This window comes from Celeribacter sp. SCSIO 80838, from assembly GCF_056498065.1.
Genome location: NZ_JAZKMA010000001.1, coordinates 3,122,942 through 3,140,456, shown reverse-complemented (window position 1 = coordinate 3,140,456; position 17,515 = coordinate 3,122,942). Strand labels below are relative to the sequence as shown.

Annotated in this window: 15 protein-coding genes; 5 read left to right on the top strand and 10 right to left on the bottom strand. The window is 60.4% G+C overall.

What is annotated here, in order from left to right; translation table 11 throughout:
• Positions 1 to 54 precede the first annotated feature (54 nt).
• Positions 55 to 771: a toll/interleukin-1 receptor domain-containing protein gene (locus tag V1475_RS15740; protein ID WP_479413505.1), complete on the top strand. Its 717-nt coding sequence runs from the start codon at positions 55 to 57 to the stop codon at positions 769 to 771.
• A gap of 586 nt (positions 772 to 1,357) precedes the next feature.
• Here the strand turns inward: V1475_RS15740 and V1475_RS15735 are convergent.
• From V1475_RS15735 to V1475_RS15695, 9 genes are all read right to left on the bottom strand, one after another.
• Complete coding sequence (locus V1475_RS15735) at positions 1,358 to 2,587, bottom strand: alpha-hydroxy acid oxidase (protein ID WP_479413504.1); 1,230 nt, start codon at positions 2,585 to 2,587, stop codon at positions 1,358 to 1,360.
• Positions 2,587 to 3,891, bottom strand: coding sequence for a hypothetical protein (locus V1475_RS15730; RefSeq protein ID WP_479413503.1), 1,305 nt, complete (start codon positions 3,889 to 3,891; stop codon positions 2,587 to 2,589). The genes V1475_RS15735 and V1475_RS15730 overlap by 1 nt, the downstream gene beginning before the upstream one ends.
• Positions 3,881 to 4,885, bottom strand: a complete 1,005-nt coding sequence (locus tag V1475_RS15725; RefSeq protein WP_479413502.1) for a zinc-dependent alcohol dehydrogenase — start codon at positions 4,883 to 4,885, stop codon at positions 3,881 to 3,883. Before V1475_RS15725 ends, V1475_RS15730 begins: the two co-directional genes overlap by 11 nt.
• Positions 4,885 to 6,213, bottom strand: coding sequence for a histidinol dehydrogenase (gene hisD, locus V1475_RS15720; protein WP_434286868.1), 1,329 nt, complete (start codon positions 6,211 to 6,213; stop codon positions 4,885 to 4,887). The genes V1475_RS15725 and hisD overlap by 1 nt, the downstream gene beginning before the upstream one ends.
• Before the next feature lie 58 nt (positions 6,214 to 6,271).
• Positions 6,272 to 7,069, bottom strand: a complete 798-nt coding sequence (locus tag V1475_RS15715) for an ABC transporter permease (RefSeq protein ID WP_479413501.1) — start codon at positions 7,067 to 7,069, stop codon at positions 6,272 to 6,274.
• Positions 7,066 to 8,031: an ABC transporter permease gene (locus V1475_RS15710; protein WP_479413500.1), complete on the bottom strand. Its 966-nt coding sequence runs from the start codon at positions 8,029 to 8,031 to the stop codon at positions 7,066 to 7,068. Before V1475_RS15710 ends, V1475_RS15715 begins: the two co-directional genes overlap by 4 nt.
• A gap of 117 nt (positions 8,032 to 8,148) precedes the next feature.
• On the bottom strand, positions 8,149 to 9,246 hold the full coding sequence (locus V1475_RS15705) for an ABC transporter substrate-binding protein (RefSeq protein ID WP_434286871.1): 1,098 nt from the start codon (positions 9,244 to 9,246) through the stop codon (positions 8,149 to 8,151).
• A gap of 40 nt (positions 9,247 to 9,286) precedes the next feature.
• On the bottom strand, positions 9,287 to 10,414 hold the full coding sequence (locus V1475_RS15700; protein ID WP_434286872.1) for an ABC transporter ATP-binding protein: 1,128 nt from the start codon (positions 10,412 to 10,414) through the stop codon (positions 9,287 to 9,289).
• Positions 10,415 to 10,521: 107 nt separating this feature from the next.
• A complete protein-coding gene (locus V1475_RS15695; RefSeq protein ID WP_479413499.1) occupies positions 10,522 to 11,298 on the bottom strand; it encodes an SDR family NAD(P)-dependent oxidoreductase in 777 nt (258 codons plus the stop codon).
• A gap of 75 nt (positions 11,299 to 11,373) precedes the next feature.
• Here V1475_RS15695 and hisC point away from each other — a divergent pair, with 75 nt between their 5' ends.
• Positions 11,374 to 12,477, top strand: coding sequence for a histidinol-phosphate transaminase (gene hisC, locus V1475_RS15690; RefSeq protein ID WP_479413498.1), 1,104 nt, complete (start codon positions 11,374 to 11,376; stop codon positions 12,475 to 12,477).
• Between the two features lie 33 nt (positions 12,478 to 12,510).
• Here the strand turns inward: hisC and V1475_RS15685 are convergent, their stop codons facing one another.
• Positions 12,511 to 13,845: a formimidoylglutamate deiminase gene (locus V1475_RS15685; RefSeq protein ID WP_479413497.1), complete on the bottom strand. Its 1,335-nt coding sequence runs from the start codon at positions 13,843 to 13,845 to the stop codon at positions 12,511 to 12,513.
• A 150-nt stretch (positions 13,846 to 13,995) separates the two neighbouring features.
• Between V1475_RS15685 and hutI the strand changes: the two genes are divergently transcribed.
• The 3 genes from hutI to hutG are packed head-to-tail and all read left to right on the top strand — an operon-like array spanning position 13,996 to position 17,514.
• The gene (gene hutI, locus V1475_RS15680) at positions 13,996 to 15,180 is read left to right on the top strand and encodes an imidazolonepropionase (RefSeq protein ID WP_479413496.1); all 1,185 of its coding nucleotides are present in this window, start codon (positions 13,996 to 13,998) and stop codon (positions 15,178 to 15,180) included.
• Positions 15,173 to 16,702: a histidine ammonia-lyase gene (gene hutH, locus V1475_RS15675; protein WP_479413495.1), complete on the top strand. Its 1,530-nt coding sequence runs from the start codon at positions 15,173 to 15,175 to the stop codon at positions 16,700 to 16,702. Before hutI ends, hutH begins: the two co-directional genes overlap by 8 nt.
• Positions 16,702 to 17,514: an N-formylglutamate deformylase gene (gene hutG, locus V1475_RS15670; RefSeq protein WP_479413494.1), complete on the top strand. Its 813-nt coding sequence runs from the start codon at positions 16,702 to 16,704 to the stop codon at positions 17,512 to 17,514. Before hutH ends, hutG begins: the two co-directional genes overlap by 1 nt.
• Position 17,515: the final 1 nt, after the last annotated feature.

Here is a 17,515-nt window from a genome sequence, read left to right as displayed (position 1 = left end):
AAAACAACTTCAACGTTCCGACAGAACAGTGGATGAGCAGGAGGGGGAGAGCATATGGCTAGATGTACTGCACCAGTAAGGGGACACCGCTCGGCGGCGGCAGCAGCCGACTGCCCCGCATGCGGAGGTCGTTATGGTCGCTCGGGGGGGTATGGTAGCTACGGCAGTTACAGTGATTATAGTGGCTATCGGCCATCTCCCACCCCTTCTTCGTCGGTTAACCGGGGTGGTGGCAGTTCGGGGCAACGCAGCTCAAAGCCGCGCTGGTCCCCATCGAGTTCCGGGGTGTGGTACACGACTGAAGAAGTGAGGACACTTACTCCCGTCCGTGAATCTGTCGAAAGCCTCGCAGTTTCGCAGCCTGATCTCCGAGACGTTTTCCTGTGCCACGCGTGGGATGACCGACAGGGGGCCGCGAAAGACCTTCACGACCTTCTCGAAGCGCGCGGTGTTCGCGTGTGGTTTAGCGAAAAGGACCTCGGCCTTGGGGTGCCGATGATGCGGGCGATTGACAAGGGCTTGGTGAACTCTCGCGTCGGTATCGTGCTGGTTACGCCGGCCATGTTGCGTCGCCTACCGGCAGAAGGTGTCGCGGACAAAGAGCTTTCAGCGCTTCTTCGACGTGAGCGGCTCGTGCCAGTTGTACACGGAACGACGTACGAGGAACTTGAGAAGGTCAGCCTTCTACTAGCGTCTCGGGCTGGGTTGAACACTGCCGAAGAATCTATGGCGGCAGTTGCGGCTAAGATTGCCGAGTTGGTCGCGGCTTAGGAAAATCGGGTGATAAGCGGGTTGAGCGTCCGAATTCGGGACTAGGTGCCACCAGATCGCGATTGTGCCTGAAAGGCGGGTTTCATGGAATGCCCGCTGGAACCCGCTACTCCGCTTCGCACCCCATTTTAGCCATTCGTTCTTGCTTCAATTTAGAGGGCTATAGCGTAGGTGTAGTTCTCCGTTTCGTCGGCTTCGGCCCGCCATCTCATTTTTCACATCATGCAAAAACAATGACTTTAGCGATTTGTGTGCACAAAATTGTGCAACAAATTGTGAAACGTCTTCGACCGTCTCTTCCGGCACCCAGATTGCTCCCATCTATTTGCCCCATATTCTTTTACTGGGTGGTATAAATACTCGGGGTATGAAAATGCGGTGTGATACATGTGCGCTGACTGGCAAACTCACAAAAAAACTTGTTGAGAACCATGGGACGGGGCGGCATGTGAAAGCGGAGTATGGGAGCAGTCAGAAGCACTTCGTTTGAAGTGTTGGAAAGCTTTGTGACCAAAACCCGGGATAAGACGTCTGTCCTCAAATCTCTAATGAAAACAATGAAAAAGCCCGCAATTTCCCTCGCGCTTTACAGTTCGACCTCTTGGCTGGACGGTGATGCCGATGCGTCAAGCTTGGAGAACGTCTCATAGGCCGTCGTTTTTGCACGTAAAACGTTGTGCCCTTCGCGTCGAAGCTCGTCGACTGACGACAATCCCATCAGGTTCAGCGTGATTTCAATCTCCGTTTCCAGAAGCGAGATCAGATGCGCAGCACCGGCTTTCCCATGTGCCGCGACGGCCCACGCAAACGGTCGGCCCATCAATACGAAATCCGCCCCAAGCGCCAAGGCCTTGACGATGTCGCTTCCCCTGCGGAACCCGCTGTCAACGAGCAGCGCGAGGGATGGACCCAAAGCCCGGCGGACTTCGGGGATCAGTGCGACGGTCGACCGTCCGTGGTCCAGTTGCCGTCCACCGTGATTGGAGAGCACGATCCCGTCTACATCCGCATCACGCGCGCGCTGAGCGTCTTCGGGATCGGAAATGCCCTTGACGAACAATTGCCCGGACCAGTCCTTGCGCAGGCGCGCGACCGTATCCCATGTCAAATTCTTGTCGAGACGACGAGACAAATTTCCCGCTTGTGCCATGGCGCCACGACCGAACTCCGGGCGGCCTTCGACCAATTCAACCCCGGGAAAACCGCCGATCAACAAATCCATGGACCACAGGGGACGCTGCATGAATTGCCACAAAAGGCCTGGGGTCATGTGGTCGACGCTGCGGAAGCCATTTTTCACGTCGCGCTCGCGGACAGATGTAATGGCCGTATCGACTGTCAGAAAGATACGCTCGACCCCGTGCGCTTTGCAGGACTCGAGATAGGCCGCGTTCACTTGGGGATCTTCATCGAGATAAAGCTGAAAGTCCGGAGCCACACCTGTCGCTTGCCGAACGGTGCCTAAACCGTTGATGGAAAAAGTCGACAGCACGAAGGGAATACCTGCCTCGGCTGCGGCCTGAGCCACGGCGATATCGCCATTGCGTCGGTAAAGACCCAGAAAGCCCACCGGTCCCGGACCGAACGGCAGTTTGGACACGCGATCCGCCACCGTGACCGTCAGGTCCGGTGTGGCGGCCAGTGGGGTGAGTATCCTTTGCCGCAGAGAAAAAAGCTCGAAATCTTTTCTGTTCCGATGAAGGGTCGTTTCAGAAAAAGCGCCGCCGTCGATGTAGTCTGCGAAGATCTTGGGAAGCCGTTTTCGAGCCGCCGCAGCAAAGTCGTCGACGTTCTGGTATTTGCGTTCGAGGGACATCAGGCTGGTCTGACCTTGTCAAAGAATTCGGTGAACATGTCCGCGCCGACGACCGGTCGGGAGGCGGCAGAAAGTGCAACCGAGAGGCCGATGGCCGAGGACACCGGGTTATGCCGATCGCGTGTTTCTCCTGCATTGAGGTTCATGACCAATGTCGGAGAGAGGAACAGACCGGTGCGGATCACATCTTCCCAGTCGTCGGGAAGCAGGTCTTTGTCTTTCAGGGTGCGCAGCCACGGTGTCCAGAATTCACGCGCCTTGGCGTCGAGCAAGGCGGTGCGGACCGGGCTGGGCCGCCAGTCGGTGTCGAAGTGCAGAGCGCCGCCGTCCAACCGAACGCTGGCGGTAAAGGCCTGTTCGGCCATCTCGGGGTTGTAGAGCCAGAAGGGATGGGCAAAGACATTGTGGAAGGTGGATTTCACCTCGGCCAGCAGAGAGGGCACTTTGCTGCCCGCAAACGCAGGGTCAAAGAAGGACAGGCGATCACGCGCCGTGCCACGTTCGTACCAGACGTTGGCATTATGCGCGTCGCCATGGGCGACAATACCGCCAGCGTCTGCGGTCTGCGTCGGTGTATATCGGTCGTGGGCGAAATCGAACGCCTCCTGCAACGTGCGGGAGTAGGTCAGCCCGTTGATGACCACCGGCGCATCGGCGATCTCGTCCCATTGCAGAGAGACCCCGTTCGGGAAGTCAAAACGCTTGCCGTGGTAGAATTTCTTGAACCGCCCGCCCGGATAGGTTCCCTCTGGCAGATCAATGAGACGTTCATAGAAAAGCCGATGGATCGGTTCCATGGCCGCCTCTTCGGGCGTAATCGTCACGAGGGAGCTTCGCGCGATTTCAAGGATGCGCCGGTTCAGGTCGGCTTCTGCCTCTGTGGCCCGAACAATGGCCTCGTCGTCGGGCCTCTGGTCCAACTCGAAAAGAACATCTGAGAACCGCGGGTCGGCGCGCCGTTTGTAGACGAGCAACTGTTCCCCCGGCAGGGTCGACATATGGACAGGCTGGTCGACGGGCAGGCCCGCTTTCGACAAAATATCGGCACGGTAATATTCGCCCGTCATCTCCTCTTCTCCTTCCTCCTGATGGAATTTGAAGAAGAAATCTTGCGTTCCGGATCGGAAGAACCCGTTGAGGGAGTTCAGCGAATACTGGTCGATATTGATCTTCAAGTCCGACACGGGGATGTCGAACAAACCGGCGATGAAGCTTTCCAGCATGCTTGCCGCTCTGGCCGTATCCTGTCGCGCAATGGCGCGGATTTCAGCCGTGCGCGACAGGTTTTCCTGTTCACTGAGCATTTGCGCCTCCCAGACGAATAAGGGTTTTGATGCCGGTTACCTCACCGGAGAGAAGCGCCTCATAGGTCGCGGGGACGGCTTCCGGCGCGATGATGTCGGCGATGAGGGGATCGAGGTGATCCTGGAGCTCGGGAAGCATTGCGGCGATCTCCGCCAATTCGTTCCCAAAGGCATGACAGCCGATCAGCGCGATCTCACGTTCGACGAGATGCACAGGATCGATGATCTCTGCGGGTTTGCCGATGCCAACCAATCCGAGGCGGCTCGCTCCGGCGATCGTGTGAAGAAGCGTGCGAATGACATGCGCGTTGCCGGTCGTGTCGATGGCGAAGCGAAAGCGGTGGCCTTGCAGATCCTCAAGGGTCGTCACGGACGCGCCGGTGGCCTCGGCGACCAAAGCGGTGCGCCCGGCATTCTGGTCGATGATCCGTACCGGATGCCCCTTCCGGGTCGCCAACAGGGTCACCAGACCGCCGATGGGACCACAGCCGGTCACGACGATTTCCGCCCCATCCGGCACGGATACAAGGTTCAACGCATGCAGCGCGACAGCGAGCGGCTCGGCCATGGCGAGGAAGCGGTCCGCAACGCCCTCCGGCGCTTTGATCACATTGCGGGCCGGGATCGTCACGGCTTCTGCGAAACCGCCGTCGATGACTTCCCCAAGGAACCCAAGCGAGGGGCAAACCTGTCCCACACCCTCGAGACAGGCGTCGCAGGTTCCGCAGATATGACGACTGTCGACCACGACCCGATCCCCAAGGGCGACGTGATCGACGCCGGGGCCTATGGCCGTCACAGTGCCGGTGAATTCATGACCCGCGACAGAGGGCGCGCGGGTGATCCACGCGCCGGTCTTGTAGTTGTGCAGGTCGGAACCACAGATGCCCGCGACCGAAACCGAAAGCGTGACTTCTTTGTCTTTCGGCGGGAGGGGGGCGGGAACCTGCTCAAAGCGCAAATCCCCGACACCGTGGAGACGGATCGCTTTCATCACATGTCCTTCAGGTACTCGAGGCGCAACTCGCTGACCGCATTGGCATGGGACGAGAAACCTTCGTATTCCGCGAGGGTTTTCGCCGCCGCCGCCATTTCGGGATAGCCCTTGGCGGTGACGTAGCCGACCGAACTGCGGCGAATGAAATCGGTCACCGACAGAGGACCATAGGTGTTGGCCCCCTTGGAGGTCGGCAGAACGGCGTTCGGGCCGAGGGCAAAGTTGCCGATGGAAACCGGGGTGTGGGTGCCCATCAGGATTTCGGAGGCTTCGGTGATCTCGCCCAGATAGTCGAAGGGTTTGGTCGACATGATTTCGAGATGTTCCGGGGCATATTCGTTGACGAAGGCGATCGCGTCCTCCATCGACTCGGCCAGGATCAGGCCACCGGATTTCCCCGACAGCACGGTCTGCGAGAACTCGACCCGTTGCGGCGTCATTTTGGCCCAAAGCTCGGGCAGGGTGGCCAGCGCTTCGTCCAGAACCCGTTGCGACGGGGTGACCAGCCAGGCGGAACTGTCGGGGCCGTGTTCGGCCTCGATCAACAGATCCAGCGCCGCCAGACGGCCCGACACGGTGTCATCGGCCAGGATCATGCCTTCGGAGGGACCGGCGGGCAGACCCGGGTCGATCATCCCGGCCAAAAGGCGCTTGGCGGCAACCACCCATGGGCTGCCGGGGCCGACGATCTTTTGTGCTTTTTTGACCGTTTCGGTGCCGAAAGCCGCCGCCGCCACGGCTTGGGCCCCGCCGCATTTGTAGACGGTTTCCACACCCGCGATGCGCGCCGCGACCAGCGTCGCCGCATCGACTGTGCCATCCTTGCCCGGAGGGGTGAAGATCGCCAGATTCGGCACCTTGGCGACCACGCCCGGCACGGCGGTCATCATGGTGACGGAGGGAAAAGATCCTTTGCCGCGCGGGACGTACAAGGCCACGGAATTGATCGGCAGGTAGCGATCGCCTGCAAAGGCACCCGGGCGGACCTCTTTCAGCCACATCGGCTCGGGGGACTGTTCTTCGTGGAAGCTGCGGATGTTGCCGATGCCAAACCGGATGGCCTCGATCACCTTGTCGTCGACCAGATCGAACGCGGCATCGAATTCAGCCTCTGACACTTGAAGCGTCGCGGCGGTCAGACCTTCGGCACCGTCAAACTGCTGGCCAAAACGAACGAGGGCGGCGTCGCCTTCGGTTTTCACCGCTTCGATGATCGGCTGCACCTTGTCGAGGAAAAAGGAGAGATCGGCTTCGGACCGGCGGATAAGCGCGGCGCGCTCGGCTTTGTCGAGGCCCGCGAGTTTTTGAACGTTGACGTCAGACATGACAGATCCTTTCGTTAAGATCGATAGAGAGGTCGCGACTGCGAGGGCCGGACAACCGTCATTTTGATTTCAGGAAGATTTCGAGCCCGACGAGGCGGTCGAGCAACCACACCGCGAGCAACGCGATCATCACGAAGACGGACGAAACCGCGGCCAGGTCAGGCGTGATGATGGAACGGATATTGTTGTAGATCTGGACGGGCAGGGTCACCGTTCGCGCATCGGTCAGGAGCAGCGAGACAAGGAACTCGCTCATCGCGAGAACGAACATCAGAAGGCCCCCGGTGATAATCCCGGGCATGACGCCAGGAACGGTCACGAACCAGAAGGTCTCGAAGCGACCTGCGCCACAGCTCGAGGCGGCCAGTTCGAGATCTCCATCGAGCGCTCCGGCCGAGGAGGATACAGACCAGATAATGAAGGGCAGGTTGATCACGGCCAGCGCCACGCCCACGGGCCAGAGGCTACCGAGAATGCGCCATTCCCCGAAGATCAGCATCATGCCGATGCCGGAGCCGATCAGCGGCACGGTGAACGGCAGGAGCAGATAGATCTGGATCGCATTCGCAAAGCGCAGCTTGAACCGTGACAGGGCAAGCCCGGCAAGGGTGCCGACAGGCACGGAGACGATGAGACAGACGGTTGAGACGATCAACGAGCGGAGGAACGCCTGCTGGAGGTCGCGGGCAAGGGCGATTTTCTCATACCATTTGAGAGTGAAACCTTCGGGTGGGAAGGAGATCATATTGGCGGTGGTGAAGGACGCGCCGACAACGATGATCGTGGGCACCGAGAGGATGAGGATACAGAACCAGACAAGGGCCCAGAACAGAATGCGTTGCGATCTTGCGGTCATTTTTTGCCTCCCATGCCGAGTGTGCCTGCGCCAAAGATCGAGATGACGACCCCGACGATGACCGAGCCGAGCACCACGAGCAGCAGCGCGAGTGCTGCGCCGAGGCCCTGATCCGCCGTGCGGAAGAACTGGTCGTAGATGGCATTCGCGATGAAATCCTGAGATCCGCCGCCCAGCATGGCGGGCATGGCGAAATCGGTGAGCGCCAGCGTGCCGACGACAAGCCCGGCGCCGATGAGGCCTGGCTTGGCCATCGGAATAACCACATGGCGGAAACTTTGCAGCCAGTTCGCCCCGAGAGAGGAGGCTGCGGTTTCGGTCTCACGCGGGATCGCGGTCAGAGCGGGTGCCAGCATCAGCACCGCAAAGGGCAACATATATTGCACCAGACCGAAGACCACGGCGGGAAAGTTGAACAAAAGACGGATCGGTTCGATCCCGACGAGGCCAAGCGCGTTATTGGCGACGCCCGTCGTCCCCAGAATGATCAAAAGCCCGTAGGCACGTACCACCTGACCGATGAAGAACGGCAGGAAAAGCACCACGAGAAGCGCCTTGCGCACCAAAGAACTCGTCGTCCGGACCATGATATAGGCATAGGGCAGGGCCAGCAGCAGCGTGAAGAAGACCGTCAGCCCCGCGGCGAGCACAGAGCGCGTGACCACGCGTCCGTAGGTGGCGCTTTCGAGCACCGTCTGATAGTTCGCAAGCGTATAGGCCTCGGACGGCAGGAAGGTCGAACGATCGAGCGTATGCAGAGAACTTCCGGCCATCTGGAACAGGCCGAGCACCAAAAGCCCCACCAGCAAAAGTGCAGGCATGATCAGCGCCCAACCGGTGTAGGGGGTCATGCGGGCGGGCCAGAAGCGGTCCAGGCCATTGTTCAATGCATCCATGATCCGCCAGCGCAGCGGATATCTGAATGTGGCGCGGGGATCGTCCTTCGACGGGGTCTCGGGCATTGCGGTATTCCGGTGTCTCGATGGGGTCTTATGGCCGCGCATCGCTCAAGGAGAAGAGGCGTTGCGCGGCCTTGGACAGGATCGGGAGGGGAGCCCGATCCTGAGGGGCATCGGGCCTTAGCCCTGCATGATTTCCTTGAACTTGGCGAACCAGTCGCTTTCATTCTGTACCTGCACCGCCGAGGAGATACGGATCAGATGTTCGAAATCCGCGGGTTCGGTCGGATAGGACGGGTCGCCGGCAAGCCCCTCGGGCGGGGTGAGGCCCGGAACAACCCCCGGAAGCCCGAGACCGTCGAGCCAGATCTGCTGGCTTTCTTGCGACAGGGCGAGGTTGATATACTGCTTGGCCCAGTAAAGCTCATTCTCCGGCAGACCCTTCGGAATCCAGAGACAGTCGGTATCGAATTTGCAGCCCTCTTCCGGCACGGTCCACGCAAGATCGACACCGTTTTTCTTGGCCGCCAGCGCGTTGGTCGAAATGGTGCAAGCCGCGTCGATTTCGCCGTTCTGGAACCACGTGGTGAAATCAGGGTCTTCGCCCAAGAGCGGATTCTGCTCTTTCATCTCACGGACAAAGCTCCAGCAGGCATCCATATTGTCCGGAATATCTTCGAGCGAACCGCCACCTGCGACTTGCGCCGGGAAGTGGAACCCAATCCCGTCGTTGTAGAGCGCGATACGGCCCTTGAACTTCGGATCGAGCAGGTCGCGCCAGGATTTCGGTGCGCCGTCCGGGAAGGCCTCCGGGCGGTAGGCCAGCACATAGACGTAGCCGTACGTGTTGACGAGCGGATAGCCTTCGAGGCCGACGGGTTTCGCCAGATCGGTGGTGTTGGCGAGGTTGGGCAGATCGGAAATATCCTCGGTCACACTGCGCAGCGCCGATTTGGTGGCGTTCGTGGTGGTGTCCCAGTTGATGTGGATCGGCGGAATGCGCCCCTGAGCGACAGCGGCCCAGACCTTCGGCTGAATCTCGTTGTCTTCGGTCAGATCGTGACGCACGGCAATGCCGGTCATTTCGGTGAAGCGGTCGGATACGCCTTTCTTCAGCGATTCAACCCATTCGCCGCCCCAGGCGCGTACAATGATCTCGGACGGTTTTTCCGGCTCTTGTGCCAGAAGGCGGCTCGCGGGCATCGAGGCGAGCAGGGCCGCTCCGCTGGTTGCCAAACCGGCACGAAGAACGCTCCGGCGGGAATATTTCGTGGACATTCGGGTAGTCTCCTCTGTTGGGACGCGGCTGATTTTTTTCTTATGCCGCAGGGCTGAAGATCTTGAGGTCACGACGGTTCCATCCGAGCGCGACCGTGTCGCCCACATGGAACAGTCCGAAACTGTCGGGATCGTGATGATAGACGCGGAAGGTCGCGTCTGAGAGCGCCCCGACCTCAACCACATACATCTGCCGTTCGCCTTCAAAGATCGTGTCGGACACACGGCCCTCGAGTGTCATGTCACAGCCGCCGAGCGCGTCGCGCGCGTGTGCAAGCCGGATCTGTTCGGCGCGGATCGCGGCCACGACCTTGCTGCCGGGCGCGAATTCGTCTGCGGGTTCGCCCTGGACGATGAGATCGCCGATCTGAATATTGCCGTCTGCGGTGGCTGTCCCCTCGATGAAAGAGGAGAGGCCGAGGAACCCCGCCACGAAGGGGTTTTCCGGCGCGCGGTAAAGTTCGACCGGCTCCGCCTGCTGCTGGATACGACCGCCGTCCATGACGATGATGTTGTCGGATACGACGAGCGCCTCGCGTTGGTCATGCGTCACGTTGATCGTCGTAACGCCCAACTCATGCTGAATGCGCCGAAATTCGAGCTGCATCTCTTCGCGCAGCTTGACGTCGAGCGCGGCAAGCGGTTCGTCGAGCAGCAATAGATCGGGCTCGAAAACCAGAGCGCGGGCGATGGCGACACGTTGTTGTTGCCCGCCGGAAAGTTCGTTGATCCGTCGGTCGCCGTAGCCGCCAAGCCTGACGAGATCGAGAAACTGATCCACGCGCCCTGCAATCTGGCGCGGGTTGAACCGTCGCATCTTGAGCGGGAAGGCCACGTTTTGCGCCGCGGTCATATGCGGAAACAGCGCAAGTTTTTGAAACACCATGCCGATCGAACGCCGGTGCGGTTGTGCGGCGTCTACGGCCTTGCCGTTGATGGTAATTTCACCGGAGGTCTGCTTTTGAAACCCGGCAATCATACGCAAAAGTGTGGTCTTGCCGGAGCCCGACGGTCCGAGGATCGTCAGAAAACGCCCTTTTTCCAGTTCGAAGCTCGCGTCATTCACCGCCAGAACGCCGCCGAAATCCATCGTCACATGGCTTGCGCGCACCGCGACCTCACGGGGAGATTGTGTCGCGCTGTTTTGTGTGGCGATTTGGTTTGTCATTTTGATCCCCGGATTCTGTTGTTATGGTGACGAGAGCACTTCCGACTTTAAAAGTATATACTTATTTTTGCAAAACGCCGGAAACTGATCACTGCTTCACGATCTGCCTAAATCTTAGCCAAATATCCACCGTCAATGACGATACAGTGGCCACAGATATATTTCGCGCCGTTCGAGGCGAGGAATTCGACGGCGGCCGTCAGGTCGGAAAGCTGCCCCAAACGCCCGACCGGGATGTTTGCCACCATCTGCGCGACCCATTCCTTGTTCTCGTAAAAGACGCTGGTCATGTCGGTTTCAAAATATCCGGGAGCGATGGCGTTGACCCGAATACCCTTCGGGGCCCATTCGGCCGCCAGGGCGCGCGTCATCCCCAGGACCCCACTTTTCGAGGCGCTGTAAGGCACCGCTCCAGGCACGCCGACAAAAGAGGTCAGGGAGGCGAGATTGATGATCGCACCGCCTCCAAGGTCTGCCATTTTGGCCGCAACGGCCTGTGCGACAAAGAAAGCGCCTTTGAGATTCGTATCGACGATTTTGTCCCAAAGGGCCTCGTCGATATCGAGCGTATCGCGCACCTCTTCGACGCCAGCATTGTTGACCAGGACATCGATACGACCAAGTGGCGCGATCTGGCTGCGGATCGTATCCACACTGCGTTGATCGACAGAGAGGCAGGTCGCATCGCCGCCGAGCGCGCGGATTTCTTCGGCGACAGGCTTTAGCGCCTCTGCCTGTCTCGCGGTCAGGATGAGATGCGCCCCGTCCCTTGCAAAGGCCAATGCAATTTCACGCCCGATGCCTCGGCTCGCGCCGGTCACGCAGACGGTTTTCCCCGAAAAATTGAAACTCAGATCGTCATTGCCGTCATTTTCAACTTGCATCAGCCTTGCGTCCCATAATTATATGTCTATACATAAAAATAGACAATCGCCCCGATTGAGTCAACGGAGTTTCCCATGACATCCCCCAAGTTTACCGCGAGATCAGAACTCGGCAGCCTTAAATTATATAACTCAGGATTGACGGTTGACGATATCGCTGCCCGCGCAAAAGGGCATTGCATTGCCAAGCTCGCCTCGAACGAAAATCCGCACGGTCCGAACGCGGCGGTTCAGGCCGCGATGCGCGATGCGATTGCACGCCCCTTCATCTACCCCGATCCGTCCGCCCGTGCTCTGGCCGATGAAATCGCGCGTCAGACCGGCGTGGAAAAATCCCGTGTGATCCTTGGTGACGGATCGGAAGACCTGCTCAATGTGATGTCGCGGGCCGTGCTCAATCCGGGCGACGAGGTGGTGACGCTCTTCCCGTCCTTTCCGCTCCACGAAGATTACGCGATCATGATGGGGGCCAGTGTGACCCGCATCGGTCTGACCCCGTCCTGGGCGATCGACATCGACGCTTTGCTTGCCGCCGCCGCGCGTCCGGTGAGGTTGACGCTTCTGGCCAACCCGATGAACCCGGCGGGACTCTGGCTCGGTCCGGACGAGCTCGACGCGCTGCTTGCGGCACAACATCCCGAGAGCCTTCTCTGTCTGGATGAGGCCTATGTCGAATATGCGGCGGGGCCGGACTATGCGTCGGCGGTCGAAGGCCTCGCCACGCATGACAAGCCGCTCCTGATCCTGCGCACTTTCTCCAAGGCCTATGGGCTGGCGGGGCTGCGGATTGGCTATGGCATCTCCAACAGCGACGACGTGATCCGCGCCATGAATCTGGTCCGCACGCCATTCAACACGAATGCGGTGGCGCAGGCGGCCGCGCTCGCGGCCCTGACCCACACGGAAGAGATGGGGGATGCCGTCGCCGACACGCTGCGCGAACGGACACGGATGGAAGAGGGGCTGACTGCGCTCGGCTTGCGCGTCCTGCCGTCCAAGGGCAACTTCCTGTTTGTCGATTGTGGGCAACCCGCAGGCGATGTTGCGGATCGCCTCATAGATCACGGCGTCATCGTCAAACCCTGGAAACAAGAGGGATTCGAGAACTTCCTGCGGGTTTCGGTCGGCCTAGGTTGGGAGAACGACCAGTTTCTTGAGGCCATGGCCCGGATTCTTTGACCCGGACCTCGTTTAAATCTTATGCGGTGCGGCTCAGGCGAGCACGCGCCGCAGCACCTTGGCGAACCGCGCCTCCACCGCATCCCGGTGAATATGCCGTCCCGCTTGCACGACATGCACCCCCGCGGCCCAGACATCGCTCGGAGACACATCGCGGCCAAAGATCCAACGGTCGAGCACAGCATCCCCCTCTCGCAAGTTCAAAGGATCGGCGAGCGCCACCAGATCGGCCGGGGCACCGTTGATAATCTGCGGTGCGGGGGCATCGAGCGCTTGCGCTCCGCCCGCCAAGGTGGCTTCGAACAGGTGACGTCCCGTCGATCCGCCTTCTGGTGCGAGAACATTGCGCGCCCGGGCGGTGAGACGTTGACCGTATTCGAGGATACGCAGTTCCTCCGCCACATCGATCCGGACATTCGAATCCGTGCCGATGGCGATCCGCCCGCCCGCTGCGAGATACTCAGGCGCTGCAAACAGGCCGTCGCCGAGATTGGCTTCGGTGACGGGGCATAGGCCAGCAACCGCCTGCGATGCCGCGATTTTCGCGGTCTCTTCGGGGGTGAGATGCGTCGCGTGGATCAGGCACCAGTCGGCATTCACCTCGGCATGGTTGAACAACCAGTCGACCGGACGCTGACCGTAAAAGGCCAGACAATCCTCAACTTCCTTCACTTGTTCCGCAATATGTATATGTATTTTTCGCCCCGGAAGTGCGGTGCAAAGCGCGCTCAGTTCGTCTGCACTTGTGGCGCGCAGGGAGTGAGGGGCAAAGCCGACCCGATCCTGTGGACGGGTGCGTCGCGCCTCGCATATGGCGACGAGATCAATGAACCCGTCGACGGAATGGATGAAGCGTCGCTGGCCCGCATCCGGGGCCTGTGGACCAAAGCCAGCATGGGCATAGAAGACCGGCAGATGGGTCAGGGCGATCCCCGTGTGTTCCGCTGCCGTGAAAATCCGCTCGGACAATTCCGCGGGGTTTTCATAGGGCGCGCCATCCGTCCCGTGATGGAGATAGTGGAACTCGCCAACACGCGTGTAACCGGCCTCAAGCATCTCCACATAGGCCATTTCGGCCAAAATGCCGACATCCTCGGGGGTCACGGAGAGCGCGAAACGGTACATCATCTCGCGCCAGGTCCAGAAACTTTCACGGCCTAATCCGCGGATCTCTGTCAAACCGGAATGGCCGCGCTGAAACGCGTGGCTGTGCACATTGGGCATACCGGCGATCACCGTGCTGACGCGCGTGTCACCCGGCTGGGCCGCGGCGCCGACACTGACCGACCCGATTTTCCCATTCAGAACCTCGATCCGAACGTTGTTTTCCCAGCCGTTTGGCAAGAGGGCCTTGTCCGCAAAGATCATGTTTCGCTGCTCCTATATCCGGTGCGACTCTGCCGAAGAGTGAAAAGACAAAGAATCGTCTTTCCAAGTGACTTTTTATATGTATATACTTATTGAAAATGAGCGCAAAGCTCTAAAAACAGTCACCACCAAGACGCAAGCAGGGAACCCATGTCCGATCCGATCCTCCTGAAAAATGCCCGTCTCGCTTTTGACGTAGCCAATCTTGTCGAGATTTCGATCGCGGACGGTCGCATCACGGCCATTGGCACGGGGCTGGCGGAGTCCGGCCACGACATTCTGGAGTGTGAGGGGCGTCTGGTGACGCCGGGCCTGATCGATTGCCACACCCATATCGTCCACGGCGGCGACCGCAGCGGCGAATTCGAAATGCGGCTCGAAGGCGCGACGTATCAGGAGATCGCTCAGGCAGGCGGCGGGATTGTTTCGTCCGTCGCGGCCACCCGCGCGCTCGATCCCGACGCGCTGGTCGCTGCGTCGATGTCCCGGGTCGATGCGCTGCTGTCCGAAGGTGTGACGACGCTTGAGATCAAATCCGGCTATGGCCTGTCCATCGAGGCCGAGCTCAATATGCTGCGCGCCGCGCGCCGTATCGAGGATCTTCGCGCCGTGCGTGTCGTTACCACATGGCTGGCGGCGCATGCCATGCCCAAGGATTTTGACGGCAGCAAAACCGATTATATTCACGACGTCGCCATCGCCGGGCTGCGCGAGGCCCATGCCGAAGGGCTGGTCGATGCGGTCGATGGGTTTTGCGAAACCATCGCCTTTTCCGCCGATGACATCCGGCCGCTGTTCGAAGAGGCCCGCAAGCTTGGTTTGCCGGTTAAATTGCACACCGAACAGCTTACGCGCTCGGGCGGCACCGCACTTGCCGCCGAATTCGGTGCGCTCTCCGTCGACCATTTCGAATATGCGGGCGAGGCCGAGGTCGCTCAGATCGCCGCATCGGGTACGGTCGCGGTGCTTTTGCCCGGGGCCTATTACATGCTGAACGAAACTCAAAAACCGCCGGTCGATGCTCTGCGCAAAGCTGGCGTTCCGATGGCGCTCGCCACCGATTGCAACCCGGGCACCTCGCCGCTTTCGTCGCTTTTGACCACGATGAACATGGGTGCGGTCCTGTTCGGATTGACCGTGCGCGAATGTCTCGATGCCGTCACGGTTCATGCCGCACAGGCGCTTGGCAGGGTCGGCGAGATCGGCGTTTTGAAACCCGGCGCCGTTGCAGATCTCGCGATCTGGGATGTCGAGCGCCCGGCCCAGCTTGTCGGCCGTCTTGGTCATCATCCCCTTTATAAACGCATCTTCAAAGGAGCCGTCACCCATGGCTGAAACGCTCATCCCCGGGCAAGTGGCCCTGCGCACCCTTGCCGATATTTACTGGAATGCGACCGATGTGGTGCTCTCGGAGACGGCCTATCCGGGCATCGATCGGGCCGCCGCGCGCATCGCGGAAGTGGCCGCGGGCAATGCGCCGGTCTACGGCGTCAACACCGGCTTCGGCAAACTCGCCTCCATTCGCATCGACAGCGCGGATGTCGCGACGCTTCAGCGCAACCTGATCCTGAGCCATTGTTGCGGCGTCGGTGCGCCGCTGGCTCCCGAGATTGTGCGCCTGATCATGGCGTTGAAACTCATGTCGCTTGGCCGTGGGGCCTCCGGTGTCCGTCGTGATATTGTCGATCTGATGCAGGCCATGCTCGCTGCGGGCGTCATTCCGGTCATTCCGGAGAAAGGCTCGGTGGGGGCTTCCGGCGATCTTGCGCCGCTGTCGCATATGACCTCTGCCATGATCGGCGAGGGCGAAGCTTTTTATCAGGGGGAGCGCTTTGCTGCGCGCGAAGCCTTGTCCCGCGCCGGACTTGCGCCGGTCACGCTGTCGGCCAAGGAAGGCCTTGCGCTGATCAACGGGACACAGGTGTCCACGGCACTGGCCCTCGCCGGGCTGTTCCGTGCCGAACGCGCCTTGCAAAGCTCGATCGTGACCGGCGCGCTGTCCACGGATGCCGCCATGGGCTCGACGGCACCTTTCGCAGAGGAAATTCACACCCTGCGCGGTCATCGCGGCCAAGTGGAAGTGGCCGCGACCCTGCGGGACCTGCTGGACCGGTCGCAAATTCGCGCGAGTCATGCCGACAATGACGAGCGTGTTCAGGACCCTTATTGCCTGCGCTGCCACCCGCAGGTCTCGGGCGCTTGTCTCGACCTTTTGCGCCAGGCCGCGACCACGCTTGAAATCGAGGCCAATGCTGCCACAGACAATCCGCTCGTCCTCTCGGATGGGGCGGTGGTGTCGGGCGGGAACTTCCATGCCGAACCGGTTGCCTTTGCAGCCGATATGATCGCCCTTGCGGTGGCCGAAATCGGGGCGATCTCACAACGCCGGATCGCCATGCTGGTGGACCCGGCGCTGAGTTTCGGCCTGCCGGCTTTTCTGTCGCCAAAACCCGGTCTCAACTCCGGGCTGATGATTGCCGAAGTGACCTCCGCCGCGCTGATGAGCGAAAACAAACAGCTTTCGCATCCGGCCTCTGTCGACTCGACGCCAACCTCGGCCAATCAGGAAGACCATGTGTCTATGGCCTGTCATGGCGCGCGCCGCCTGCTTCAGATGACGCAAAACCTGTTTCATATCATCGGGATTGAGGCGCTGACCGGCGCGCAGGGCGTCGAGTTGCGCGCGCCTCTCACCACCTCCGTCCCGCTCACCGCCGCCATTGCGCGCCTGCGCGAAGACGTTGCCGCCGTCGCCAACGACCGCTTCATGGCGCCCGATCTTGAGGCGGCGGCGGAGCTGGTCCATTCCGGCAATCTCGCGCGCCCGGTCTATGATTTGCTGCCGGAGGTGTTCTGATGGACCCGGTTCTCATCACACGCGGCGACAGCCCGCTCGTTCTGGGCTTTCCCCATACCGGCACCCATGTGCCGGAGGACATTCGGGGCAAGCTGAACGACGAAGGCCAGCTTTTGCGTGACACCGACTGGCATATCGAGACGCTTTACGATGGTCTCATCGAAGGCGCGACGATGGTTCAGGCGACGTTTCATCGCTATGTCATCGACGCGAACCGCGATCCTTCCGGGCAATCGCTTTATCCCGGTCAGACGACGACGGGGCTTGTGCCGCTCACCACGTTTGACAACACGCCGATCTGGCGCGCGGGCGAAGAGCCGGATGCGGCTGAGATCGCACGGCGAGCCGCCCTGTTCCACGCGCCTTATCATGCCGCGCTGGCCGCCGAACTGGCGCGGGTGAAGGCGATTCATGGTTATGCGGTGCTCTACGATTGCCACTCGATCCGCTCGGTCATTCCGTGGCTCTTCGAGAACACTTTGCCGGATTTCAATATCGGCACGGACATGGGGCGCACCTGTGCGCCGGAGATTGAGGCCGCGGCCCATGCGGGCACTCAGGCGACGGGGCGGACCGAAGTTCTGAACGGTCGTTTCCGGGGCGGCTGGACGACGCGCCATTATGGCGAACCCGACATGGGCATCCACGCCATCCAGATGGAACTGGCGCAAGCCTCGCATCTCGACACCGAAGAGCCCCCCTTCGCCTTGAGCGAGGAGAAATGCGCGATCCTGCGTCCGCAGCTCACCGACATTCTCACCCGTATCCTGCATGCCGCGGCTGAGGCCGCAGGGCCTGCGCCTCAGCATTGAA